Below are 23,361 nucleotides of genomic sequence, written 5' to 3'. Positions count from 1 at the left end.
TCCGGCCTAGGTGTTATCAGGGTTATCAGGCTGATTGTCAGGGTGCGCGCGCTTGAACGCATCCAGCGCGAGACATGCGGCTTCGATCTGAGCGATACGCGGCAGAGCATCGATATCAAACGCAAACCGCCGCGCATTATAGACTTGGGGCAGCAGGATGACTTCAAAGTATCCGGGCGCGTCAAACAGGAAATCTCTGCTGCCCAATTGCGCCAGTCGCGCTTCGACCGGCTTCAGAGTTCGCGCCAGCCAGTGGCGATACCAGACGTCAATCTCGTCCTGCGATTTGCCGTATTCGTCCTTGAGCCATTTGAGCACCGGAAGATTCAGCGGCGCATGCAGTTCGGTCGCAATCGCCATCCCAAGCTCGCGTGCAAGATAGCGTTGCTCTAAGTCTGCTGGCAGCAATGGCTGCTCTGGGTATGCTTCATCCAGCCACTCAATCATCGCCATGCTTTGTGCGCGATCCACCCCGTCCGCCTCCAGCATCGGAACACTCGCAAAGGGATTACGATTGGAATAGGCCTCGCCCTTCTGTTCTGCTTTCAGCAGATTTACGGGGACGTTTTCATAGTTAAGGCCCTTCAGCTCCAGCGCAATACGCAACCGATAAGAGGTTGAGCTGCGATAATAGCCGTAGAGTTTCATGAGCTCACTTTCGGAAGTGCCGTGGCCACCCGCACCCTCCACCCTTCCACCCGGATGGTATCCCAGTAGGCTCCGCGTGGAAGGGTGGAGGGTGCGGGTGGCGAGGCTCCTAACACTAAAATGCAGCGATCCCTGTGACTGCTCGGCCCAGGATCAGCGCATGGACATCATGCGTGCCTTCATAAGTGTTGACCGTTTCGAGGTTCACCATGTGTCGGATCACTTGATACTCTTCGCTAATGCCATTGCCGCCATGCATATCGCGGGCGGCGCGAGCGATATTGAGCGCTTTGCCGACGTTATTGCGCTTGACGATGGAAATCATCTCAGGCGCATATTGGCCTTCGTCCATCAATCTAGCCGACGCGCAGCGAGCTTTGCAGGCCAAGCGCAATCTCACTCATCATATCGGCGAGCTTGAGCTGATAGAGCTGCTTGCTGGCGAGAGGCACGCCAAACTGGTGCCTGTCGAGACCATATTGCCGAGCGGCGTGCATGCAGAATTCCGCCGCACCCATGCTGCCCCAACTGATGCCGTAACGCGCGCGATTGAGGCAGCTGAATGGACCTTTCAGGCCTTGAACGTCCGGTAACAGAGCGTCGGCACCGACCTTCACATCGTCCATGACGATCATGCCGGTCGTGCTGGCGCGTAGCGAAATCTTGCCTTCGATCTTCGGGGCAGAGAGACCCTCCATGCCTTTCTCCAGCACAAAGCCTCGAATACCACCGCCATGGGCTTCGCTCTTCGCCCATACGACAAAGACATCCGCGAATGGTGAGTTCGAAATCCACGTCTTCGAACCGTTGAGAATGTATCCATCGCCATTCTGCCGCGCGACGGTTTTCATACCACCAGGATCAGACCCCGCATCGGGCTCGGTCAAGCCGAAGCAGCCAATCAGCTCTCCAGAGGCGAGACCGGGCAAATACTTTTGGCGCTGTTCCTCCGATCCAAACGCCTGGATCGGATACATCACGAGGCTTGATTGCACGCTCGCCATAGAGCGATATCCGCTGTCGACACGCTCAATCTCGCGCGCAATCAGACCATAAGCGACATAGCTTGCGCCAGCGCCGCCATATTGTTCAGGCACGGTCGCCCCCAGCAAACCTGCCTGGCCCATCAATGGGAACAGCTCCGGCGCATCTATTTCGTTTGAGAACGCGTCAATTACGCGCGGTTGAAGTTCGCTTTGCGCAAATGCGTTCGCGGAGTCGCGGATCATCCGCTCTTCCTCGGTCAGCTGCGCATCCAGATTAAACGGATCGTCCCAGGAAAATGGCACCATATTGGCCATATAGTCTCCGATGTTACTTGTTTGCCGGATGGCATTCTTCGCGAGTCGAGGCAACCCCACGAGATTGCCGAGAGAGCAGGGAAATCTACAGCTTTAGTCGAGGTTGCCGAACTTGCCTTCATACCCGGCGCGATCATCCGCCGCGAGGAACTTGGCCTGCTCAACCCAATTGTCACGTTCGATCCGCCCTTGAAACCGGTACCGAGCTGCGCGTCCACTTTGGCAATCTCTGCGGCATCCCAATCCGCAATCTGGGCAAAGCCAGTGACTCCCATGTCGCGCAACATTGCGGCAAGTTTTGGACCCACGCCCTTGATCCTTGTGAGATCATCGCTGCCGTTTGTAGCCCCAGCAGGAGCGGGCGGTTGAGCAGGCGCCGGAGCCGGGCTGGTCTCAGCGCTGTTGGCTTCGGCAGTTGCGGCAAGTGCCGCGGCTTCGCCAGCGCCTGCAACGATCGGCGGCGCGACCGGGACCACAGGATCAGTAGTCGCCGATGGCGCGCTATCGATCAGGGCCTGATTGCGGGCAGCTGGCGCGGCACCCTCGTCAAGCACATCTTCCTTCGTGCTGGTGACGCTTGTCGTGCGCGACACATTGAAGACAAACCATGCAATCAGCAGTCCGATTAGCAGTGCGGCGACGACTAGTGGCCAATTCGCCTCAATCATTTCCATCATCGTTTGTTTTCTCCTTTGACGTCCGTGTCCGCTCCGTTTCTGTCGGGGCTATTCGCCGTGATGGCGGATGACCCCCAAACTAGCCATCCAATGCCCAATCCCAATCCGTAGGCGGCAAGCAAAACAGCCATCAGTTCGAACCATACCGGCATTAGTAGATCCTCAACATCATCTGGGTCCTGGAGTATCAACAGGCGTCGGAACGAGCGGTTCCGTTGCTATGACTGAAAACTCGATGCGGCGATTGGCGGGGTCGGCAGGGTCCAGCCCCTCCACTGGTGCGCTCGATCCTACGCCGAGCGCCCGCAAGCCATCTCGCGGGATGCCGCGAGATGTCAGCGCATCGCGAACGGCGATCGCGCGCTCCCGGCTCAATGCTAGATTGCCGGGCTCTGGGCCGGAGTTGTCAGTGTGACCGGTGATCGCGATTGTCGATCCCAAGCATGGACGCAGCGCCGCTGCGACCTCGTCGAGCAGCATCTGGCTGCCAGATTCCAGCTCCGATGAGCCACCCTCAAAACGGATCGTGCGTGTCCTCAGCAATGCCTCGACATCATCTTGACAAACGAGGGTGTTGAAACGCGGGTCAGCGCTTTCCGCCATAATGGTGCCATCGGCCCAGAAAACGCCACCAATGCCCTCGATATTCGCCACCGCCTGAGCGACATTGGCACGGGTCTGCTCATCAAGACCATCCCCTCCGCTAAGGACTGGGTGCCGTGTTATGGATCCGAACCTGTTGGTGAAATCGGCGCTGATGCCTTCACCACCACTCGCTTCAATCGCTCCGGCAGCGCGTTGTTTGGCGGTGGTATGAAATGCCTCACCATATTTGCCGCCCGCGACGAAACCCGATGCGGCGACGAGCGCGCCGCCAGCAAACATGGCGAGGGAGGGGCGGATGGGCATTATGAAATGCCTCTAACCGCCCTCCGACGTGGACGAAAGTGTTTAGCTTTGGTTCTCGGCGGTTTTCACGAGCTGGATAAACTCCTGTCTCCAGAAATCACGGGGGTCACCGGCCATGCCCGCGATGTCAGCATACGTGAATTCGCCCATCAGATTGTCGCCGCGCAGCTTCTGCCCAAAGGCGGCAACTGCGCTGGCAAAGGCAAAGTCGCCAGTTGGCTTACGCGTGGTTCGTAACGCGCTGGCAGGCAACTTATATTCAATCAGCTTTGACGTGTCGCCGCCGGGCATTTTGTAACGCAGTTTGATATAGGCCGCTTCTGCCACGAGCTGCTGAGCACGTTTATCGAACTTGTCTTCATACCGGCGATTGCCAATCCAGCCTTTCTGGCCGGCGGGTACAACCTCGTAGAGAGCCGTAACCTGGTGTCCGGCACCGATATCACCTGCGTCAACTGCGTCATTGTCGAAGTCTTCCTCGCGCAGGGCCCGGTTCTCATACCCGATCAGTCGATATTGACTCACCACAGCTGGATTGAATTCAACCTGGATTTTCACATCCTTGGCGATGGTGAAGAGTGTTGCGCCCATCTCATCGCCTAGAACTTTGCGAGCCTCTAAGGCGCTGTCGATATATGCGTAATTGCCATTCCCGTGATCGGCGATTTGCTCCATCATCGCATCGTTGAGATTGCCTCGACCGAAACCAAGTACCGTCAGAGTGGTGCCGGTTTCGCGTTTCTTCTCGATAAGCTCAATCAGGGATTCACGATCAGAAGTGCCGACATTGAAGTCACCATCGGTGGCCAGAATGACGCGGTTTACCCCACCTTCGATCCGGTTCGCTTCAGCGATACGATAGGCAAGTTCAATTCCCGCACCGCCAGCAGTCGAGCCGCCTGATCGCAATTCATCCAGCGCCGCGCGAATTTCCGCCGCGTTGCTGGTTGGTTCTAGGACCAGTCCAGCCGCACCTGCGTACACAACAATGGATACGCGATCCTTGTCGGTCAATTTGTTGGCGAGACCACGCATGGCCGTTTTGACCAGCGGCAATTTGTCAGGGCTGCCCATGGAGCCAGATACGTCGAGCAGGAAGACGAGATTGGCAGCTGGACGATTTTCCTTCGGCAAATCATACCCTGCAAGACCAATGCGAACCAATCGGCTGTTTTCATTCCAAGGGCTCGCGGCCACATCTGTATGCACCGCAAAGGGGCGTTCACGCGTATCGGGCAGGTCGTAATCATAGCGAAAGTAATTGATAAACTCTTCGGTCCGCACGGTACGCTTTTGGTGGCATGCCTCCCTCTTTCAGAAAGCGGCGTGCATTGGCGTAAGCACCCGTGTCGACATCGACCGAGAAGGTTGACACCGGCTCAGTGCCAACGACCTTAACAGGGGAAATCTCCTCCCCATCATATTGATCGCGGCTTGGTGGTTGCGGGACAAAAATCGGCGGGAAATAGCGATATTCGCGGTCGATATTTGGGCCGGCAACTGTTGTCTTGTCTTGCATTGACTGGACGGAAATTACCGAGTTGCGAGCCAGAGCTGAGGGCGCTCCGCGTGTTGCGCCGGTAACAATAATCTCTCGTGATACAGAATCTGCCACTGGCGCAGAAGGCTGTGGTGGTGGTGGCGGAGGTGGTGGTGCGTTGGCGACAGTGCCAATCTCAGCATTCTCATTCGAAGAGCAGCCCGCCAATACAGCTACAGCAGCACACACGATCAAACCTGTCTTGATAGTCCGCATCACTCAGTCCTCCATCCCAAAAAGCGATGCAAGCAAAAATCTCATCTTACCGTGAACTGCGACTGAACGTTTTGTATCGACGATGAAAGGTTGGCGGTCCGCAGCGCCTTAAGTGATCATGTCAGGTGCTTTTGTTCTTCTTAAACAGCACACGGTCCTCTGGACCGAAACCGCGCGTCCAGATCACCCAGCCATATGCTGCCAGAATTGCGGGTACCCCGAACACCAGTTCCGCCCATTCGGGTAGGTAGGTTGCGCCAATACCTACCACTACGCCAGCTGCTGTCGCCCAGATAAGTGCCCAGCGCCATGTGTTGATCGGGTGGCCGAGAATGCGGGCGAGCAGTTTCGCTTTGATGAGGCTAGAGAAAGCAAGCGCGACCAATAGCGCAAGTGCAGCCATCGCGCCTTTGAACGGTTCCCCATATCCAAGGTTCTGAACCACCATAATAAGCACAACGGTCAATAGCCCTTGGAAGGTAATTGTGGCGACGGAAATCCATAAGTTCTTGACACGCGCAGTGTAGATCAGTGCAGCCTCTGACACGACCGCTGTTGCTGCAATCGCTTCGGCAGCAAGCAGGAATGCCAGCGCTGCCGTGCCGCTGACATAGTCAGGCCCACCAAGGCCCATGACCGCTTCGCCCGGAACACCAAGAGCCAGCGCGATGCCGGTTTGCGCAGCGATGATCCAGAAGCCTACCTGACACACCTGTTTGGCGATCGCGGCATAGTCATTTTCTTTCAACTTCTTGGTGATGACCGGGCCAAGGATCGGTTCAAAGCTGGTTTTGAGTTTTTGCGGCAGACTCGCGACCTGCTGCGCAAAATAATACACGCCGACAATGGCGGGGCTAGCAAACAGGCCGAGCACGAAAATGTCGACGCGGCGCGTGCCCCATTCAATGGCGTCCGCCGTTGCCAGCGGCAGCGCCTTGATCGTCATTTTGCTCATGGTCACGGGATGCGGACGCCATCCTCTCGGCAGCCCATAGCTGCGCAAGAAAGCGGCCACGCCAACAGCCAATCCGGCATAGATCGAAATCAGATAGGCTAGTGCCAGACCGGAGTCTTGCGTCTCTGGAATGAAATACAGCGCCCCCGCCATAATGGAGATCGTCCAGGGTTCGATGACCGCACGGGCACGAACAGTGGTGGCGATGTCATAGCGATAGGCCTGTGCTGCCAGCACAATCTCGGTCAGGGCATATCCGGGTATGGCGAGAACAACCAACCGATCCAGCTGAGTGTATTCGCCAGATGGGAAAAGCGGCGCGGGCACAAACCAGAAAAACAGCGCGGCAAAGCTGGAAAAGATCAGCGCAACGAGCAATCCATCAAACACCAGATTGGTGTGCTCGGTTTCTCCTTCGGTCAGCCTCTGCGCAAGCCCACGCTTCTCGCCCATGGAGCAAAGTAGTGCGACCAGTTCGACAACGACCAGTGCGGAGGCGAAGCGTCCTAGTGCTTCGGCTCCATAAAGGCGGCTGGCGATGAACAGGAATGGCAAGCGCGCGAGCAATCGTAACAGAAAGCCGAGAAAGTTAGTTCGTCCGCCTTTCGCCAACGCTGCGATATCGCCGTCAGGCTGTTCAGGATTGGTGTCAGGGCTGTGCGCCAAAACTCAGATCCCGGTCTCTGCTTTGAGGGGGCGTTTGAGCAGGCTGGAAACAACGTCCCGTGCTGGATCGCCATCAAGCAACCGCTCGACCGCAGCAACGATAGGCATCGCGATCTGCTTGTCGCGTGCGAGCTTTGCCAAGGCAGGTGCGGTGTGGGCGCCCTCTGCCACAGTCATGCGGTCAGCCATCAACTCCTTCGCCGATGCGCCTTCGCCCAGCGCTTTGCCGAGCGAGAAATTTCGGCTGGACGTGGACGAGCATGTCAGCACAAGATCACCCAGACCGCATAGCCCAGCCAGTGTTTCAGCCTTCGCGTCCAGCGCCTCGCCAAATCGCAGCATCTCGGCATATCCGCGCGCGATCAATGCCGCGCGGGCATTCTGACCAAGGCCAAGGCCGTCGACAACGCCGCACGCGATCGCCAGCACATTTTTCACGGCACCGCCAATTTCGGCGCCAGCAACATCTGCCGTGTAGTAGGGCCGGAAGGCGGGGCGGGCGAGTTCAGGCGCCAACCTTTGCCATTGGGCTTCTTTGCCTCCGCAAGCCAGTGTAACAGCAGTCGGCATGCCAGCAGCTACTTCATGTGCGAAAGTTGGCCCTGAGAGAACGGCGACATCGCTGTAAGGCGCGACATCTTTCGCGACATCATTCATCAGCCGCCCGGTATCTGCCTCAATGCCTTTAGAGCAGAGGACGAGATCGCGCGGATGGCTAGGCATTGATCCCAAAACACTGCCCATATGTTGCGCCGGTGTCACGACCAGCACAATGTCGAGCGAGGCCATCATCGACAAGTCGTTTGTGGCCTCGATTGTGGGGTGCAATTGCGCACTTTGCAGGAACAGCGAGTTGCGGTGCTGTGCGTTGATTTCGGCAACCAGTTCCGCCTCGCGAGCCCAAAGCAACACATCACGACCATCGCTGGCAAGCATTTGCGCAAGGGCAGTGCCCCACGCGCCAGCACCGAGAACGCCGATATTGCTCATGCTTTCACTCCTGCGCCGCGCGCTGGCTCTGCAGTCGGGTCAAGCGGCCAACGCGGCTTCGCCACAAAGTCGAGTGGATCTGAATGGTTGTCGCCCAATGCCAACCGTTCGCAGCCCGCCCACGCGATCATTGCGGCATTGTCAGTGCAAAGTCGCAAGGGTGGGGCGACGAAGCGCATTCCGAGCTCGCCCGACAAGCTCTCTAAAGCCCCGCGGATTGCTGTGTTTGCAGCAACCCCGCCCGCGACTACAAGCGCGTCAGTTGGTGGAGCGGCGTCAAATGCCACGCGGAGGCGATCAACCACACAATCAAGCGCAGCCTGCTGGAAACTGGCGGCTATGTCTTCGGGTTTGTATTCACCGCTTTGGTGCGCGCGCAACACAGCGCTTTTCAAACCCGCAAAGGAGAAATGCGGTTCACCGCTACCGACCAGCGGACGGGGCAACGGTACCGCTTGTGCATCGCCTTCCAATGCCAGCTTTTCAACTGCCGGACCACCGGGAAAGCCAAGGCCAAGAATCTTCGCCGTCTTATCGAACGCCTCACCCAACGCGTCATCAATCGTGGTCGCCAGGCGGCGATACTTTCCAACCCCTTCGACGCGCAGGATCTGGCAATGTCCACCCGAGACAAGCAGCAAATCGTAAGGGAACGACAACTCCGCATCGGCCAGTCGGGGGCTTAGCGCATGCCCTTCCAAATGGTTGATTGCCAGTAAAGGCTTGTCGCTCGCCATCGCTAATGCCTTTGCCGAGACAAGCCCAACCATGACGCCACCGATCAAACCCGGTCCGGCAGTTGCGGCGATCGCATCGCAGTCGGATAACGATACATCAGCCTCATTGAGTACCGCTTCGATCATCGGCGCTAGTCGATCTGCATGCGCGCGCGCGGCGATTTCCGGCACGACCCCGCCATACGGCGCATGGGCATCATCCTGTGACGCAATACGCTCTGCGATAATCTCTCTTGTGGAGGTTACCAAAGCGACTGCCGTTTCATCGCAGCTTGATTCTATGCCAAGGACGAGGCTCATGGCGCTTCCCCTGAACAAATTGACCGGCTAGGGCAAGCGTCGCCCTATGACGAACACGCCGAAAATCAGACTGGGAACGCGGCAATCACCCCTCGCAATGGCGCAGGCGATCGAGACTCGCGATCGGTTATGTGCTGCGCATGGCTGGGGTGAAGGCGCAGTAGAACTGGTGCCGGTCGTTGCTAGCGGAGACAAAATTCAGGACCGCCCGCTTGCTGACATTGGTGGAAAGGCACTGTGGACGCGAGAGCTTGATCAATGGCTGGGCGAGGGACGGATCGATGCATCCGTCCACTCTATGAAAGATGTCGAGACGTTGCGTCCGCCAGAGTTCGAGATAGCCGCCATATTGCCGCGTCAGGACAAGGCAGACAGGCTTTTGGGGGCCGCGTCGATTGGCGAACTGGAACCCGGATCGATTGTCGGTACGAGCGCGCCGCGACGCGCAGCGCAGTTGCTCAACGCGCGCTCTGACTGCGAAGTCGTTTCCATTCGCGGCAATGTCGCAACACGGATGGCGAAACTGGCGGCTGGCGATGTTCAGGCGACTTTTTTGGCTGCTGCCGGGCTCGAACGGTTGGGCGAAAGCGGCGTTGGCACACGGCTAGATCCCGAGGAGTGGCTGCCTGCGCCAGCACAGGCGGCGATCGGGATCGAATGTCGCCGCGATGATACTGAGGCTAAATCGATCTTTAGCGCGATCAATGACGAACCCAGCTTTGCCGAGGTGATGGCAGAGCGCGCTTTGCTGGAGGGTCTTGGCGGGTCCTGTCACAGCCCAGTAGCAGTCTTGAGCACTCTCGCAGAGGGGCAGATCACGATGCGCGCCGCAATCTATAGCCCCGACGGCAGCGTTAGGATCGAAAAGGTCGCCACATTTGCGCGGCATGATTTGGATGGTGCACGTGCACTCGCAAAGCAGTTATTGTCCGATGCGCCGACGATTGTCAGAGCAACCTTTGGTGCCGCCTGAGTGAAAGAACTCATTCTGATCCGTCCGGAACCGGGGGCATCTGCATCGCTCGACGCGGCAAAGCAACGCGACATTCCCGCGCACTCTTTTCCGCTCTTTTTGGTCGAGCCGGTTGCGTGGGAGTGCCCTGAAGAAATTGCCGGCTTTGATGGTTTGCTCATCGGTAGTGCCAACGCATTGCGGCATGCGGGCGACCAACTGACCGCTCTTCACGGCCTTCCGATCTATGCCGTCGGCGCCGCCACTGCCGCTGCGGCGAAAGATTTGGGTTTCTCAATTGCGCAGGTCGGCAAGGGTGGATTGCAGTCGGTGCTCGACAATCTCGGCCCTGCTCCAAAGCGGCTTTTGCGTCTCGCCGGGGAAGATCGGATTTCGCTACGCTTGGCCGATCATGCCACGATTACGGAGCGGATAGTGTACCGGGTGAAGACGTTACCGGTGCCTCAAAAACTGACTAAGCGGCTCGGACATCCGTGTTTCATCGCCTGCCATTCTGCGAAGGCTGCGTCACACTTTCGCGCTGAATGTGACCGTTTGGGATTGGACAAGACCATTATTACCCTCATCGCATTGGGTCCGCGCATAGCCGCTGCTGCGGGCAATGGCTGGCGTGCTGTTGAGGTCGCAAGCGCGCCCAATGATGACGCGCTTTTAGAGCTTGTATCCTCACTTTTGTCGAGTTGATCTGGGCAAAGCACGCAAGCCGCGCTAACGGGGAAATGTAAATTCGTCTAAGGACGCAAGCGGTGGCTGCTCAGTAGCCATGCAATTCGGAATTTTATGAGTAGTTATAGTCCTCAAAGCCGCAAAGCCTCTTCGATGAAACCGGTTATCGGTGCGGTCGCGACATCGTTTTTGTTCGGCGGAGTCGTTGCCGGGTTCGCGGTGTATCAATATCTCGGATCGCAGGAGACAGCGGCGGTCGCAGTCGTGGACGAGGCTGACGACACGTCGCTCCTGCCATCTTTAGAGGGTGAAGTATCCGCAGCGGATGCAGAGGCCACCGAAGCCACGCAGGATGCCGCTCAGGAAGCAGCAGAGCAAGCCGCGCAAGTGGTTGTCGAACGCGTGGAAGAGCAGCAGGGTGGACTGGATTCGCGGCTTGCTGCTGCGGAGCAAAGGCTGGCACGGCTCGATTTACAAGCACAGGCGGCGGCGGGGAACACCGCACGTGCAGAAGGCCTGTTGATTGCATTTGCCACTAGGCGTGCGCTTGATCGTGGGGCAGAGCTGGGCTTTCTTGCTGATCAATTGCGTCTGCGCTTTGGCGATGCGTTGCCCAATGCCGTCCGTACGATAATCGACTTTAGTCGCGAGCCTGTGACTATGGACGAACTGGTTGCGCGCCTGAATGGCCTTGCCCCGACCCTGTCAGAGGCGGATCGGGAGTTTTCTTGGGACTCATTCCGCAGCGAACTGGCGAACCTGTTTGTGGTGCGCCGCGAGAGTACGCCGTCTCCTCAACCAGAGCGCCGGTTAGAGCGCGCGCGACTGTTTTTGCAAAGTGGTCGAGTTGATGCCGCGATTGAAGAAGTCAAAAAGCTTCCCGGTGCAGACAATGCAACGACGTGGCTTGGTGATGCAGAGCGTTACGCAGCCTCTCAGCGTGCGCTGGACTTGATTGAGACATCCGCAGTGCTTGAACCACGCATGTTGCGCGATGGTACTGGCACGCGGATCGAGCAGCCTAGCCCGGCTGAAGACCCAGAGGCGGCTAGAGCAATAGCTGGTACCAGTGCCCTAGGCGCGGAGTAGTTCTGGCAGGTCGCCCGTGACGCCGCGTGCCTCATCCATGAACCAGCGCTTGAGCATTGGGGTTCGCTGGACCGCGCCCATCCCGAAACGCCTGACCGCAGATGCTGCGGGTCCCGGCACGCCGAACAGGCGGGTAAGGCCATCTGTGGCCAGCGCAACCATAAAGCTGTCGAGGCCGCGCCATCGCTCATAGCGGGTCAGCAATTGCGTATCGCCAAGGTCGAGACCCAGCCGCATTCCATCGGTCAGAACCTCAACCAACGCCCCGACATCGCGCAGCCCCAGATTGAGACCTTGTCCCGCTATCGGGTGAATGCCGTGCGCCGCATCGCCGACAAGGGCAAGCCGCTGGTCCGTTATCTTGGCAGTATGGTGGAAGCCTAAGGGATAGGAACTACGCGTGCCGACCGCTGTGACTTCGCCGAACATACCATCCATCAGACGCTCGACCTCTGCCAGAAATGCGCGATCCGACAGTTTTAGCGTACCGGCAGCATCCGCTTCTTCGACAGTCCAGACCAGCGCGCTACGATGCGTACCTTCATCCTTGTCGAGCAGTGGCAGCAGCGCGAACGGACCATCGGGATAGAAAATCTCCCACGCGACGTCGTCATGCGGTTTCTCGTGTTCTAGCCCAGCGATAATTGCGCGATGGTCATATTGCCAATTGGCGATGGTGATCCCGGCCTCAGCCCGCGTCGGTGATTGTCGACCTTCCGCTGCGATCATCAAGTCGCCGCGCAATTCGCGTCCATCAGCGAGCTTCGCAGACACGCCGAACTCGTCACGGTGACGGCTAACAATCTCCGCGCTCGAATGCCAATCAATCAGCTTTTCCTCGCGAGCCGCATCGAACAACGTAACCCGCAGCGTTCGATTGGCGAACATACGACCAAGAGTGCCCTCATGCGGCTCAGGCTGGAAATCAATCTGGCCGGGCTTCATCTGGTCAGTCACGGCAATGCTGGCAATCGCGCAGCCATGTGGCTCAAGCGTGTCAGTAAGGCCGATATTGTGAAACAGGTTCCAGCTGGCGGTGGAAATGGCCGTCGCGCGGCCGTCAAACCCCTCTGCCGTGAGGTCAGCCGGATCAGCCCGGTCGACCACGTGGCTGGAAATGCCCTTGCGTGCGGCGGCAAGAGCCAAGGTCATGCCGACCAAGCCGCCGCCCAGGATTAGGAGATCGCGTCTATCACTCACAGATTGCCACTCACAGATGCCTCATTGCGCTTGGAGAAGCGCGGTCCTAAATCGCAACCCACTATGGTGGCAAGGATTTCAGCACGGATGCGCGGTGTTTTTGCGGCACTTACCGTGCTGTTTTATGCATTGCTGCCAACGCATCTTGCCGCGCAGGAAGCGCGCTTTGGTGATGACAATATCAGTGTGGAGTTGGTTGCTGATGGCCCGCCGGTGCCGGGCGAAGAATGGACGTTAGCTTTCCATTTCACGCCAATTGCGTCTGAATGGCATGGCTATTGGTCAAATCCCGGCGATGCTGGGTTAGGCATGGCGCTAACCTGGACATTGCCGGATGGGTGGGAGGTTGGTGAGGCGGTATATCCCGTGCCCAAGCGTTTGCTGATCGCGGATTTGATGAACCATATCTACGAGGGCTCTTATACGGTTCTGATCCCGATTAAAGTCCCGGACGATGCGGCAGTTGCGAATGTCGCGCCTATTACCGTGTTTGCCGAATACTTGGCCTGTACAGACGTAATTTGTGTCCCGCAGGACGCGTTACTGACGGTCGACCCTGCCCAGGTCGGCGGTGACCCTCGCATTGGCCGATGGCGAGCGGACATCGCTCCGCTGCTGGATCAGGCGGGGACGTTTACAATCACGGATAACGCGCTGAGACTTGCGATACCTCTGCCAGCTGACCTTGAGTTGGGCGAGCCGCATATCTTTGTCGAGAACACTGATTTGGTTTCTTACACTGCAACGCAGTCTTTTTACCGCACCGACGATGCGCTGATTGCGGAGATACCGTTAGGAGGTGCAATTGCACCTGAACAGCTGCGCGGAATCATCAGTTTCGATGGCGATCAGGGCGAGGGGGTCCGCTTCGACGCTGCGCCGGGTCGCGTTCCAATAGACGGCGAGCCGCTTACTGGATCAATGCGTGAGCTGCCATCGGTGTGGTTGGCGCTGATTGGGGCTATGGCCGGCGGGCTGCTGCTTAACATCATGCCGTGCGTATTCCCGATCTTGAGCCTGAAAGCGCTGTCGCTTGCCAAGGCAGGCGGTAGTGAAACAGACGCACGGCGTGACGCGGTGCTTTATACGCTCGGTGTGGTGCTCGCATGTGTGGCTCTGGGTGCGGCGATGCTGGCCTTGCGTGCCGCTGGACAGCAAGTTGGGTGGGCCTTCCAATTGCAGGAGCCGGGCGTGGTGGTGGTCCTGCTCGTCTTGGCAGTCATGATTACCGCGAACTTTGGCGGAGTATTCGAGCTTCCCACACTTGCTCGCGGCGGCTCTGGCGGCGCAAGCAGTTTCGGCACCGGTCTGCTCGCGGCCTTCGCAGCGACCCCGTGTACCGGCCCCTTCATGGCTGCAGCGATGGGCGCGGCGCTGTTACTGCCAGCGCCAATTGCGCTGGGTCTGTTTGCGGCGCTTGGTTTGGGACTGGCTCTCCCATTCCTCGTTTTGGGTTTCGTGCCGGCATTGCGCAGAAAACTGCCCAAACCAGGCATGTGGATGGAGCGGTTTCGGCGGATCATGGCGATCCCCATGGGGCTGACCGCGCTTGCGCTGATCTGGCTGGTATCGCGGATCGGCGGGCAAGGTTTTGCACTGACCACGCTAATTTTGGTGTTTGGAGTTGTGGTGGCGCTATTCGTCGTCGGCAAATTGCAGCGACGTGGGAAACTTGCGTGGCCAGCTTTCGCGCTAATCGCTGCGCCCTTTGCGGTGTTTGCTGGTTTCGCGCTACCCGCCAGTTATTCCGAAGCAAGTACGCATGTGACTGCTTCCATTCACGACCCTCAGCCCTTTAGTGAAGAAGGTCTGGCAGAGGCTCGTGCATCCGGGGCGCCGGTCTTTATCTGGTTGACGGCTGATTGGTGCGTGACCTGCAAAGTCAACGAAAGTGTGGCGATTGAGCAGGCAGAGGTTCGCGAAGCGTTTGACGATGCCGCTGTGGTCACAATGCGCGGCGATTGGACGCGGCGCGATGAGGCCATTACGCGGTTCTTGACCGCACAACGGACCGCCGGTGTTCCGCTATATCTGTGGTACCCCGCAGGCGCGAGCGAGCCGCAGCAATTGCCGCAGGTTCTTACGCCGGGCCTCTTGGTTGAATTGCCCAGTCAATAGAGCCGAGCCACCCGCTCCCTGCACCCGGAGCCTATTGGGATACGATCCGGGTGAAAGGGCAGAGGGAGTGGATGGCCAAGTCAGCTAAATGAAAAGACGGGCCCGCTTAGCTTGCTTCACTATCAAATTGCGATGCTGCAAATCCGCGACATTGCGCGATGAATATTCCCGGCGCGCGGCTGGGATTCAGGATCAGAGACCCCGCGCCAGGTACTGTTGCCTCGACTTCGCCTGTGCCGGTTAAAGGCTCTAGGTCAGTGCTGTCAGCGAACACCATGCCGCGCCAGACCCAACCATCCGCACGCTCAAAAGCGTCGATGGGAAGCCGCTCCACATGACTGTTGCCGATCAGCGATAGTACCGCCTTCGCATTCTCGTCAGCAGGCGCGATACGAGTATACTCTATGAATTTGGAGTTCTTGCCGTTGACGCAAGCGAGCGAGAATAGCGCGCGCTCGCCAGAGATGCCATAAAGCAGACGGTTGCCATCGTCGCTCTCTGCCCAAAAGGCACCCGTTGGGTCAGGCGAATCCATTGGCGGCGAAGGCATAGAGCCCTCGCTGGCACGCTCACGCTCAGCCATGGCGTCGGTTGCAGGCGGTTTACAGGCGGCGAGAGTGAGGATCGCCAAGGTCAGCATGTACCTCAAGGCTTCCCGCCCATTCGTTTGTAGCGTGTCTTGCCATAACGGGTTTTGCGCGTGCCGGGACGACCGGCATCCGACCGCCCCACTTTAGGTGCTTTGTGCTCACCTTCGGGCAAACCTAGTTCGTCATTTTCAAGCCGCCGGATTTCGTCGCGCAGGCGCCCAGCTTCCTCAAATTCGAGGTTTGCCGCGGCCTCCCGCATGCGCTTTTCTAGATCCTCGATATAGGCGCGCAGATTGTGGCCCACGAGGTTATTGACCTCGTCATCGCCAGTATCGACGGTCACCCCATCCTGGGACGCGGTATGCGCAACAATGTCGGCGATCTCGCGTTTGATCGTCGTAGGTGTGATGCCGTGTTCTTCGTTATAGGCACGTTGTTTCTCTCGGCGCCGTTCGGTCTCGGCCATCGCGCGTTCCATGCTGCCCGTAATTCGATCGGCGTAGAGAATGACCTTACCATCAACGTTTCTGGCGGCGCGGCCGATCGTCTGGATCAGCGAGGTCTCACTGCGGAGGAAGCCCTCCTTATCTGCGTCCAAAATGGCAACCAATCCGCACTCAGGAATGTCGAGACCTTCGCGAAGCAGGTTAATGCCGATCAGCACGTCGTACACGCCAAGCCGCAAGTCGCGGATCAACTCAATCCGCTCAAGCGTCTCCACATCTGAGTGCATATAGCGGACCTTCACACCCGCTTCGTGCATGAACTCCGTGAGGTCCTCCGCCATGCGTTTGGTCAATGTGGTGACTAGCGTACGATAGCCTTTCTTCGCGGTCGCGAGACACTCCTGAATGCAATCCTGCACCTGATCCTCGACCGGGCGGATTTCCACGGGCGGGTCGATCAGTCCAGTAGGGCGAATAACCTGCTCGGCAAAGACACCGCCAGTTTGCTCAAGCTCCCATCCGCCTGGAGTGGCAGATACCGCGACGGTTTGTGGGCGCATAGCGTCCCATTCGTTGAAGCGTAGTGGACGGTTGTCGATACAGCTCGGCAGGCGAAATCCATATTCGGCCAGCGTAATCTTGCGGCGATGATCCCCGCGTGCCATCGCGCCGATTTGCGGCACGGTCTGGTGGCTTTCATCGACGAAAAGCAAAGCGTTTTCGGGAAGATATTCGAACAGTGTCGGCGGAGGCTCGCCCGGCAAACGACCTGTAAGAAAGCGGGAATAGTTCTCTATGCCCGCGCAGCTGCCCGTCGCGGCAATCATCTCGAGGTCAAAATTGGTGCGTTGCTCTAGCCGTTGATGCTCAAGCAATTTGCCCTCTTCCTCCAGCTCTTTGAGGCGATGCTCCAGCTCGAATTTGATTGCCTCGGTCGCCTGTTTCATCGTTGGGCCGGGTGTCACATAGTGCGAGTTTGCATAGACACGAACCTTGTCGAGCGATGCGCCTTTTTTGCCCGTCAGCGGGTCGAATTCGCTGATCTCCTCGATTTCATCGCCGAAGAAGCTGATGCGCCAAGCCATATCTTCATAGTGCGACGGAAAAATCTCAAGATTATCACCGCGAACGCGGAAATTACCGCGCGCGAACGCAGCATCGTTGCGTTTGTATTGAAGCGCAACAAGCTTGCGGATCAGCTCGCGCTGATCGACCGTTTCATCCTTCTTTATGTCGAAGATCATCGCCGAATACGTTTCAACGGAGCCGATGCCGTAGAGGCACGAAACGGATGCAACGATAATCACATCATCTCGTTCGAGTAGGGCGCGCGTGGCCGAGTGGCGCATGCGGTCAATCGCCTCGTTTACGCTCGACTCCTTCTCGATATAGGTATCGGAGCGTGGGACATAAGCTTCGGGCTGGTAGTAGTCGTAATAGGATACGAAATACTCAACGGAGTTGTTGGGGAAGAAGCTCTTGAACTCGCCATAGAGCTGCGCGGCGAGAATCTTGTTCGGCGCAAGGATCAGGGCAGGCCGCTGAAGTTTCTCGATGACTTTGGCCATGGTGAAAGTTTTGCCCGAGCCGGTGACACCCAGCAGCGTCTGAGTTTGCTCGCCTTCCTTTGCCGCTGCCACCAATTCTGCAATCGCGGTTGGCTGGTCGCCCGCTGGCGAATAGTCGGAAACGATCTCGAAAGGCCTTCCACCGTCGCTTTTTTCGGGTCGTGCAGGCTTATGCGGGACAAACTCTTCGCCGGTTTCTGGCTCGTCCAGTCCGCGTCTGATTACCAATTCTGACATGCGGGGTATATGCGCTGCAGAACTGTGCTTGTGAAGTGGTGATGGCTTGCCTAGGCTGCGCGAAAGGGAAAGTGGGATTCTCAAGTGTTTTTCTGGGCGAATCCATGCTGAATACTGTAATATCTAGGAGGGAATTTATGCGTTTTGTTACTCTGGCTGTATCTGCTGCTGCTCTTTCATTGGCCGCTTGTTCAAGTGAGTCTGATGCCGATGTCGATGGTGACGGTGTGGTGTCGAATGAAGAGATGGCGGAGGCCGCCAAAGATGCGGTAAAGCCAGAGCCCGGCAAATATAAGTCCACCGTCTCGCTCGTGGATGCCGAAATCCCAGGTGCACCTGACAACGTCGTCGAGATGATGCGGGGTAGCATGGGTGAGCAAACTAATGAAACATGCCTGACTCAGGAAGAGGCTGACAAGGGCTTCGAAGAGATGGCCAGGGGCTCGCAGACCGGCGAGTGCACAACCAACAAATTCGTTGTGAATGGCGGTGACATCGACGCTGAGATGACGTGCAAAGACCCAACAGGCAACGAAATGAAAATGACCATGGATGGCTCCGGGACCTCAACGAGCATGGACATGACCATGACGATGGAAGGTGACATGCCTGGGATGGGACCTGCCAAAATGACCATGAAGATCGTCAGCGAGCGGATTGGCGACTGCGCCTGAGCGATTTGATAAGGTGGCGTTAAGTTCGACCGGCTGATACACAGCGTTATGGCCGGTCGAGCACGCAACAAAGCAGACATAAAACCTTGGTCGCGGCCTGATATTGTACGGCGCTGGGCCTTGGCCAGTGAGCCGCGCCCTGACGATGCGGGCGGGCCACGTACGTCTTTGTTGCTCAATGAATTTACTTGGATCGCTGATCCGATCAAACGGGTTCTTAATCCGCCAGCAATTGTCGCCGCAAAAAATCCAAAGACGGTCATGCTGTTGCCCGGCTTTGGCTCACATCCCACGCGGATGCGCAGCATGGCGCGGCAATTGGAAGCTGCTGGCCATACCGCAAAGCAATGGGGTCGCGGGTTCAATCTGGGGGCAACCGCAGAGCGTTTTGCTAGGGTCGAAAAGCGATTGTGCGGCATTGCTGACGATGCTGGGGAACCGATCGTGCTGGTTGGCTGGAGCCTTGGCGGGGTTATGGCTCGCGAGCTTGCCAAAAAGCACCCTGAAAAGGTCTGCAAAGTCATCACGATGGGTTCGCCGTTCTCTGGCTCCCCCCGAGCGAACAATGGATGGCGCGCTTATCAGGCGATTGCGGGGCACAGGGTCGATGAACCCGAAGTGGAGGCGGAAGTTTCTGTCAAACCGCCGGTCGAAACCGTCGCGTTATGGAGCCCGATGGATGGCGTTGTGGTGCCCCGCAGCGCATGTGGTAAGCCGGGAGAACGCGACAGAGCGATCTCAGTCCGTTGTACACATATGGGATTTGTAGAGTCGCCTCTGGCGCTCTCTGCGGTATTACGGGAACTTGATAGGGGCTAAGTTCATTCATTCGTGTAGGGTCGCACGCAAACTGATGCGCTCTCACACTGGGGACACATGGCAGGCGACGCCAATAACTTTGACGAGATGTTTGACGGCGATGATGCTGTCCGCCCGGCGTATAGCGATTTCAACGGCTGGTTTGATGAGCAAGATACCCGGTATCTATTGCGCAAGCACCGCGATGCAGAGAGATCTTTTCGCCGTACAGGCATTACATTCAATGTGTATGGGCAGAAGCAAGCCGAAGAACGCTTAATCCCTTTCGATATGGTTCCGCGCATCATTGACGCGGGTGAATGGCGGCGGCTTTCACGCGGAATTGAGCAGCGCGTGTCAGCGCTAAATGCCTTCATGCACGATCTCTATCACCGGCAAGAGATTATCCGGGCAGGCAAGATTCCAGAACGTCTGTTTCGAAACAACGAGGCTTGGCTACGGAATATGGTGGGTTTCACCCCGCCGGGTGGCGTCTACACCCATATTGTCGGGATTGATCTGGTGCGAACCGGTCCGGACGAATTCTATGTTCTTGAAGATAATGCACGCACGCCCAGCGGTGTTTCTTACATGCTGGAAAACCGCGAGACGATGATGGCGATGTTCCCCGAGCTGTTTATGCAGGTTGGGGTCGAGAGCGTCTCAAACTACCCGCGCAAGCTGGCGGCTAGTCTCGCCGCCTGCGCACCCCGGCAACTGACGGAAAGCCGGTCGTCGCGGTTCTGACCCCGGGCATTTATAATTCTGCCTATTTTGAACACGCGTTTCTTGCTGATCAAATGGGTGCGGAACTTGTCGAAGGTGGTGATTTGCGCGTGATTGATGGCCGCGTGCAGATGCGGTGTACCCGCGGTTACCAACCTATCGATGTACTGTATCGGCGCGTGGATGATGACTTTCTTGATCCCATGACATTTAACCCGGACAGCGTGCTGGGTGTCCCCGGAATTATGGATGTGTACCGCGCTGGAGGCATCACTATCGCCAATGCACCGGGCACAGGCGTTGCCGATGATAAGGCGATTTACTCCTTCATGCCCGAGATCGTCGAATTCTATACTGGCGAAAAGCCGCTTTTGCCCAATGTTCAAACGTGGCGCTGCGCGGATGACGACAGCTTGGCCTACGTACTCGATAACCTCGAAGAATTGGTGGTCAAAGAAGTGCACGGATCGGGCGGGTATGGGATGCTGATCGGTCCGACCTCCAGCAAGAGAGAGATCGCCAAGTTTCGCAAGAAGCTGGAAGCAAAGCCGCAAAATTATATCGCTCAGCCAACGCTCTCTTTGTCGACATGCCCGATTTTCACGAAGGAAGGCCTTGCTCCGCGCCATGTGGACTTACGCCCCTTCGTTCTCGTGTCACCAGACAAGATTGACATTACGCCGGGCGGGCTGACGCGGGTGGCGTTGAAGAGGGGTTCTCTGGTGGTCAATTCCAGTCAAGGCGGCGGAACCAAAGATACTTGGGTGCTCAAGGAATGAGCGCGGCTTTCCAGATTTCTGACAGGCCAGGGCCATGCTAGGCCGGACAGCCAACTCGCTATTCTGGATGTTCCGTTATCTTGAGCGGGCAGAGCATACTGCACGTTTGGTTGATGCGGGCCTCCGCATGGCGCTGACACGCGATCCAACCACAGCGCGCGATGAATGGCGTTCTGTTGTCGCAACGGCGGGTCAGAAGAGCGCATATGAGCTTTATAATGAAGATTACACGGGGTTGCAGGTCTGGAACTTCATGCTGCGTGGCCGTGACAACCCTCAAAGCGTGCTGAATATGTTTCGCGAGGTTCGCACCAATGCGCGCGGGTCTCGCAACTCAATCACTGGCGAAGTTTGGGAAGCGGTCAACGACAGTTGGATCGAGATGAAAGATCTGCTGAGCCGCCAGGTATCGGAGCAGAAAGTCGGCGAAGTCGTTGCCATGATCCGCCGTGCCGGCATGTTGGTACATGGCGCGATTGCCGGTTCAATGCTGCGCGATGCCGGCTTTCATTTCGCTCGCGCTGGTACCTTCATTGAGCGCGCCGATAGCATCGCACGTATTCTGGATATCAAATACCATCTACTGCTTCCGGCACCCTCTTACATCGGTTCAAGTCTCGATCGTAGTCAATGGGATACGTTTCTACGTTCGGTCTCTGGAGACCGCGCCTATCGCTGGATCAATGCGGGCCGAATTGACGCGCGGGGGATCGCGGAGTTTCTGATCTTGGACGATAGATTTCCACGCAGCCTGGCATTTAGCCATAGCGCATTGCGCGAACATCTTGCCGCGCTCGCTCGCATTCATGGGCGGGAAGGGGAGTGTAATGCCCTGATGCGCCAAGCGGACCAGGAACGAGCGGAACTTACTATCGATTCCATTTTTGATGGCGGCTTGCACCAATTCTTGGTGAGCTTCATCGCCACCAACGCCGCAATTGCTGATGCCATTGCCGTTGATTACAGGTTTCTGGACTAATGCGTCTCTCGGTTTCCCACACATCACGGTACCGCTTTGACGGTCCCGTTCCGCATGCGTTGCAACGGTTGCGGCTGACGCCAAAGCAGACTCAGGGCCAACAGATTCTCTCGTGGGAAATGCGATATGAGAATGCGATTGAACAGCTTTCCTTTGAGGATCAGCATCATAATACGGTGACATTGATTGCAGCGGAGCCGGGCGCAGAGGAGGTAGTTATTACCTGTTCGGGTGAGGTCGACACGCATGATCATGCCGGAGTGATTGGGCGTCACTCAGGCCATATGCCGTTGTGGAGCTTTGGCGCGCAGACCAAATTAACGCAGCCTGGTCCAAAAGCGCGCGCCCTTTCGCGTGAAATCGGCGGCAGCGACAGCCCAGTGCTTGAGCAATTGCATGAACTTTCTCGGCTGATCGCGACTGAGGTAGACTATCAGGTTGGCGCAACCAATGTCACAACTACGTACCGAAGAAGCGTTAGAAGCTGGCGCAGGTGTCTGCCAAGACCATGCGCATATCTTTATCGGAGTGGCGCGCTTGCTCGACATTCCCGCCCGGTATGTCAGCGGGTATCTGATGATGAACGACCGCATTGACCAGGACGCGACGCATGCGTGGGCAGAGGCTCATACTGACGGTCTGGGTTGGGTTGGATTTGACGTATCGAATGGTATCAGCCCCGATCCCCGCTATGTTCGTGTCGCAACTGGACTTGATTACGCAGAAGCTGCACCGATCAGCGGCGTGACCTTTGGTTCAGGGAATACGGTTCTTGATGTCGCTGTTTCGGTTGAGCAGCGCGCGCTGCAACAGTAAGGGCGATCTCCATGACATATTGTGTAGGCATGCTGCTCGACAAGGGCCTGGTTTTGATGAGCGATACTCGAACAAATTCGGGCGTTGATAACATCTCTGTATTCAAAAAGATGTTCCATTGGACTGTTCCGGGCGAACGCGTCATTTCCGTCATGACAGCGGGTAACCTGGCTACGACACAAGCGGTTGTCAGCCTGCTGGAGGAGCGCGTCAAAGCACCGGATGATCGCAGCAACTCACTGTTGACTGCACCAACGATGTTTCAAGTCGCGACCGAAATCGGAAAGCTACTGCGCACGACCATAGCAGAGCGACAGATGGCAAATGGCGATCGGGGAAAGGGGCGGTTCACCGCTTCCATCATCGTGGCAGGCCAGATTGAAGGCATGCAGCCGCGGCTGTTCATGGTCTATCCCGAAGGCAACTTTATCGAGGCGGGGCATGACACACCGTTCTTCCAGATTGGTGAGACCAAGTATGGTCGTCCGATTATTCTGCGCGGCTATGATCATACTATGAGTATGGAAGACGCCGTGAAGTTAATCATGGTGTCATTCGATTCAACATTGAAGGCCAATCTGTCGGTAGGCATGCCGCTGGATTTGATGGTGATTGAGCGCGACACATTCGAGGCGAGCCATGTTCGCCGGATCAATGCTGATGACCCTTACTTTCAAGCGATCTCGTCGACTTGGGGTGATGCACTAAAGTCAGCTTTTCACTCTCTACCAGACTACAGCTTCTATAATAAAGAATAAGTATT

Annotated in this window: 20 protein-coding genes and 3 pseudogenes; 11 read left to right on the top strand and 12 right to left on the bottom strand. The window is 57.2% G+C overall.

The genetic code is table 11. The features are described from left to right. Nucleotides 1-6 precede the first annotated feature (6 nt). The 9 genes and pseudogenes from maiA to tsaD all read right to left on the bottom strand — a co-directional run bounded on the left by maiA (nt 7) and on the right by tsaD (nt 8,939). Nucleotides 7-648, bottom strand: a complete 642-nt coding sequence (gene maiA / locus ACZ1GM_RS10440; RefSeq protein ID WP_472676400.1) for a maleylacetoacetate isomerase — start codon at nt 646-648, stop codon at nt 7-9. Nucleotides 649-763: 115 nt separating this feature from the next. After that, nucleotides 764-1,949, bottom strand: a pseudogene (locus tag ACZ1GM_RS10435) (acyl-CoA dehydrogenase). Next, on the bottom strand, nt 1,892-2,626 hold the full coding sequence (locus tag ACZ1GM_RS10430; RefSeq protein WP_472676399.1) for a hypothetical protein: 735 nt from the start codon (nt 2,624-2,626) through the stop codon (nt 1,892-1,894). The pseudogene ACZ1GM_RS10435 and the gene ACZ1GM_RS10430 overlap by 58 nt, the downstream one beginning before the upstream one ends. A gap of 168 nt (nt 2,627-2,794) precedes the next feature. Further along, nucleotides 2,795-3,535 (bottom strand): OmpA family protein, encoded by a 741-nt coding sequence (locus tag ACZ1GM_RS10425; RefSeq protein ID WP_472676398.1) that lies wholly within the window; start codon nt 3,533-3,535, stop codon nt 2,795-2,797. Nucleotides 3,536-3,577: 42 nt separating this feature from the next. Beyond that, entirely contained in the window at nt 3,578-4,819 is a 1,242-nt protein-coding gene (locus tag ACZ1GM_RS10420) for a vWA domain-containing protein (RefSeq protein WP_472676397.1), read from the bottom strand. Further along, on the bottom strand, nt 4,782-5,291 hold the full coding sequence (locus ACZ1GM_RS10415) for a VWA domain-containing protein (RefSeq protein ID WP_472676396.1): 510 nt from the start codon (nt 5,289-5,291) through the stop codon (nt 4,782-4,784). The genes ACZ1GM_RS10420 and ACZ1GM_RS10415 overlap by 38 nt, the downstream gene beginning before the upstream one ends. Before the next feature lie 121 nt (nt 5,292-5,412). Then, nucleotides 5,413-6,912, bottom strand: a complete 1,500-nt coding sequence (locus tag ACZ1GM_RS10410; protein WP_472676395.1) for a lipopolysaccharide biosynthesis protein — start codon at nt 6,910-6,912, stop codon at nt 5,413-5,415. Between the two features lie 3 nt (nt 6,913-6,915). Then, nucleotides 6,916-7,902, bottom strand: coding sequence for an NAD(P)H-dependent glycerol-3-phosphate dehydrogenase (locus ACZ1GM_RS10405; RefSeq protein WP_472676394.1), 987 nt, complete (start codon nt 7,900-7,902; stop codon nt 6,916-6,918). Next, on the bottom strand, nt 7,899-8,939 hold the full coding sequence (gene tsaD, locus ACZ1GM_RS10400) for a tRNA (adenosine(37)-N6)-threonylcarbamoyltransferase complex transferase subunit TsaD (protein ID WP_472676393.1): 1,041 nt from the start codon (nt 8,937-8,939) through the stop codon (nt 7,899-7,901). Before tsaD ends, ACZ1GM_RS10405 begins: the two co-directional genes overlap by 4 nt. Before the next feature lie 46 nt (nt 8,940-8,985). Here tsaD and hemC point away from each other — a divergent pair, with 46 nt between their 5' ends. From hemC to ACZ1GM_RS10385, 3 genes are all read left to right on the top strand, one after another. After that, the gene (gene hemC, locus ACZ1GM_RS10395) at nt 8,986-9,912 is read left to right on the top strand and encodes a hydroxymethylbilane synthase (protein ID WP_472676392.1); all 927 of its coding nucleotides are present in this window, start codon (nt 8,986-8,988) and stop codon (nt 9,910-9,912) included. Further along, nucleotides 9,913-10,596, top strand: a complete 684-nt coding sequence (locus ACZ1GM_RS10390; protein WP_472676391.1) for a uroporphyrinogen-III synthase — start codon at nt 9,913-9,915, stop codon at nt 10,594-10,596. It begins immediately after the preceding gene. Between the two features lie 96 nt (nt 10,597-10,692). Beyond that, complete coding sequence (locus ACZ1GM_RS10385) at nt 10,693-11,667, top strand: hypothetical protein (protein ID WP_472676390.1); 975 nt, start codon at nt 10,693-10,695, stop codon at nt 11,665-11,667. Here the strand turns inward: ACZ1GM_RS10385 and ACZ1GM_RS10380 are convergent. Next, nucleotides 11,653-12,867: an FAD-dependent monooxygenase gene (locus ACZ1GM_RS10380; RefSeq protein WP_472676389.1), complete on the bottom strand. Its 1,215-nt coding sequence runs from the start codon at nt 12,865-12,867 to the stop codon at nt 11,653-11,655. The genes ACZ1GM_RS10385 and ACZ1GM_RS10380 overlap by 15 nt on opposite strands. 63 nt (nt 12,868-12,930) lie before the next feature. Here ACZ1GM_RS10380 and ACZ1GM_RS10375 point away from each other — a divergent pair, with 63 nt between their 5' ends. Then, a complete protein-coding gene (locus ACZ1GM_RS10375) occupies nt 12,931-14,985 on the top strand; it encodes a protein-disulfide reductase DsbD family protein (RefSeq protein WP_472676388.1) in 2,055 nt (684 codons plus the stop codon). Nucleotides 14,986-15,091: 106 nt separating this feature from the next. On the opposite strand, the gene ACZ1GM_RS10370 is transcribed toward ACZ1GM_RS10375, so the two are convergent. Both ACZ1GM_RS10370 and uvrB read right to left on the bottom strand, forming a co-directional pair. Further along, nucleotides 15,092-15,634 carry a hypothetical protein gene (locus ACZ1GM_RS10370; RefSeq protein WP_472676387.1) on the bottom strand — a complete coding sequence of 181 codons (543 nt, stop codon included), beginning with the start codon at nt 15,632-15,634 and terminating at the stop codon, nt 15,092-15,094. Then, nucleotides 15,631-17,826: an excinuclease ABC subunit UvrB gene (uvrB, locus tag ACZ1GM_RS10365; RefSeq protein WP_472676386.1), complete on the bottom strand. Its 2,196-nt coding sequence runs from the start codon at nt 17,824-17,826 to the stop codon at nt 15,631-15,633. The genes ACZ1GM_RS10370 and uvrB overlap by 4 nt, the downstream gene beginning before the upstream one ends. 41 nt (nt 17,827-17,867) lie before the next feature. Between uvrB and ACZ1GM_RS10360 the strand changes: the two genes are divergently transcribed. The 7 genes and pseudogenes from ACZ1GM_RS10360 (at nt 17,868) to ACZ1GM_RS10330 (ending at nt 23,356) form a co-directional block, all read left to right on the top strand. Further along, nucleotides 17,868-18,500, top strand: coding sequence for a DUF3617 domain-containing protein (locus tag ACZ1GM_RS10360; RefSeq protein ID WP_472676385.1), 633 nt, complete (start codon nt 17,868-17,870; stop codon nt 18,498-18,500). 48 nt (nt 18,501-18,548) lie between these two features. Next, entirely contained in the window at nt 18,549-19,319 is a 771-nt protein-coding gene (locus tag ACZ1GM_RS10355) for an esterase/lipase family protein (RefSeq protein WP_472676384.1), read from the top strand. 57 nt (nt 19,320-19,376) lie between these two features. Then, nucleotides 19,377-20,803: pseudogene (locus ACZ1GM_RS10350) on the top strand (circularly permuted type 2 ATP-grasp protein). A 34-nt stretch (nt 20,804-20,837) separates the two neighbouring features. Further along, nucleotides 20,838-21,782 (top strand): alpha-E domain-containing protein, encoded by a 945-nt coding sequence (locus tag ACZ1GM_RS10345; protein ID WP_472676383.1) that lies wholly within the window; start codon nt 20,838-20,840, stop codon nt 21,780-21,782. Then, nucleotides 21,782-21,964, top strand: a pseudogene (locus ACZ1GM_RS10340) (transglutaminase N-terminal domain-containing protein); the annotation flags it as partial. The gene ACZ1GM_RS10345 and the pseudogene ACZ1GM_RS10340, both read left to right, overlap by 1 nt. A gap of 268 nt (nt 21,965-22,232) precedes the next feature. Continuing rightward, nucleotides 22,233-22,598, top strand: coding sequence for a transglutaminase-like domain-containing protein (locus ACZ1GM_RS10335; RefSeq protein WP_472676382.1), 366 nt, complete (start codon nt 22,233-22,235; stop codon nt 22,596-22,598). Between the two features lie 11 nt (nt 22,599-22,609). Beyond that, on the top strand, nt 22,610-23,356 hold the full coding sequence (locus tag ACZ1GM_RS10330; protein WP_472676381.1) for a proteasome-type protease: 747 nt from the start codon (nt 22,610-22,612) through the stop codon (nt 23,354-23,356). Nucleotides 23,357-23,361 lie beyond the last annotated feature (5 nt).

Source organism: Qipengyuania sp. JB2-7, assembly GCF_055693485.1.
Note: the sequence above shows the minus strand (reverse complement) of the source record. Positions and strands in the feature narration are given on the sequence as shown.

What these genes read in the sequence shown, in the direction of transcription:
- maiA (WP_472676400.1), bottom strand. Translation starts at nt 648, where the DNA reads ATGAAACTCTACGGCTATTATCGCAGCTCAACCTCTTATCGGTTGCGT.
- ACZ1GM_RS10430 (WP_472676399.1), bottom strand. Translation starts at nt 2,626, where the DNA reads ATGATGGAAATGATTGAGGCGAATTGGCCACTAGTCGTCGCCGCACTG.
- ACZ1GM_RS10425 (WP_472676398.1), bottom strand. Translation starts at nt 3,535, where the DNA reads ATGCCCATCCGCCCCTCCCTCGCCATGTTTGCTGGCGGCGCGCTCGTC.
- ACZ1GM_RS10415 (WP_472676396.1), bottom strand. Translation starts at nt 5,291, where the DNA reads ATGCGGACTATCAAGACAGGTTTGATCGTGTGTGCTGCTGTAGCTGTA.
- ACZ1GM_RS10405 (WP_472676394.1), bottom strand. Translation starts at nt 7,902, where the DNA reads ATGAGCAATATCGGCGTTCTCGGTGCTGGCGCGTGGGGCACTGCCCTT.
- tsaD (WP_472676393.1), bottom strand. Translation starts at nt 8,939, where the DNA reads ATGAGCCTCGTCCTTGGCATAGAATCAAGCTGCGATGAAACGGCAGTC.
- hemC (WP_472676392.1), top strand. Translation starts at nt 8,986, where the DNA reads ATGACGAACACGCCGAAAATCAGACTGGGAACGCGGCAATCACCCCTC.
- ACZ1GM_RS10385 (WP_472676390.1), top strand. Translation starts at nt 10,693, where the DNA reads ATGAGTAGTTATAGTCCTCAAAGCCGCAAAGCCTCTTCGATGAAACCG.
- ACZ1GM_RS10375 (WP_472676388.1), top strand. Translation starts at nt 12,931, where the DNA reads ATGGTGGCAAGGATTTCAGCACGGATGCGCGGTGTTTTTGCGGCACTT.
- uvrB (WP_472676386.1), bottom strand. Translation starts at nt 17,826, where the DNA reads ATGTCAGAATTGGTAATCAGACGCGGACTGGACGAGCCAGAAACCGGC.
- ACZ1GM_RS10360 (WP_472676385.1), top strand. Translation starts at nt 17,868, where the DNA reads ATGGCTTGCCTAGGCTGCGCGAAAGGGAAAGTGGGATTCTCAAGTGTT.
- ACZ1GM_RS10355 (WP_472676384.1), top strand. Translation starts at nt 18,549, where the DNA reads ATGGCCGGTCGAGCACGCAACAAAGCAGACATAAAACCTTGGTCGCGG.
- ACZ1GM_RS10345 (WP_472676383.1), top strand. Translation starts at nt 20,838, where the DNA reads ATGCTAGGCCGGACAGCCAACTCGCTATTCTGGATGTTCCGTTATCTT.
- ACZ1GM_RS10335 (WP_472676382.1), top strand. Translation starts at nt 22,233, where the DNA reads ATGTCACAACTACGTACCGAAGAAGCGTTAGAAGCTGGCGCAGGTGTC.
- ACZ1GM_RS10330 (WP_472676381.1), top strand. Translation starts at nt 22,610, where the DNA reads ATGACATATTGTGTAGGCATGCTGCTCGACAAGGGCCTGGTTTTGATG.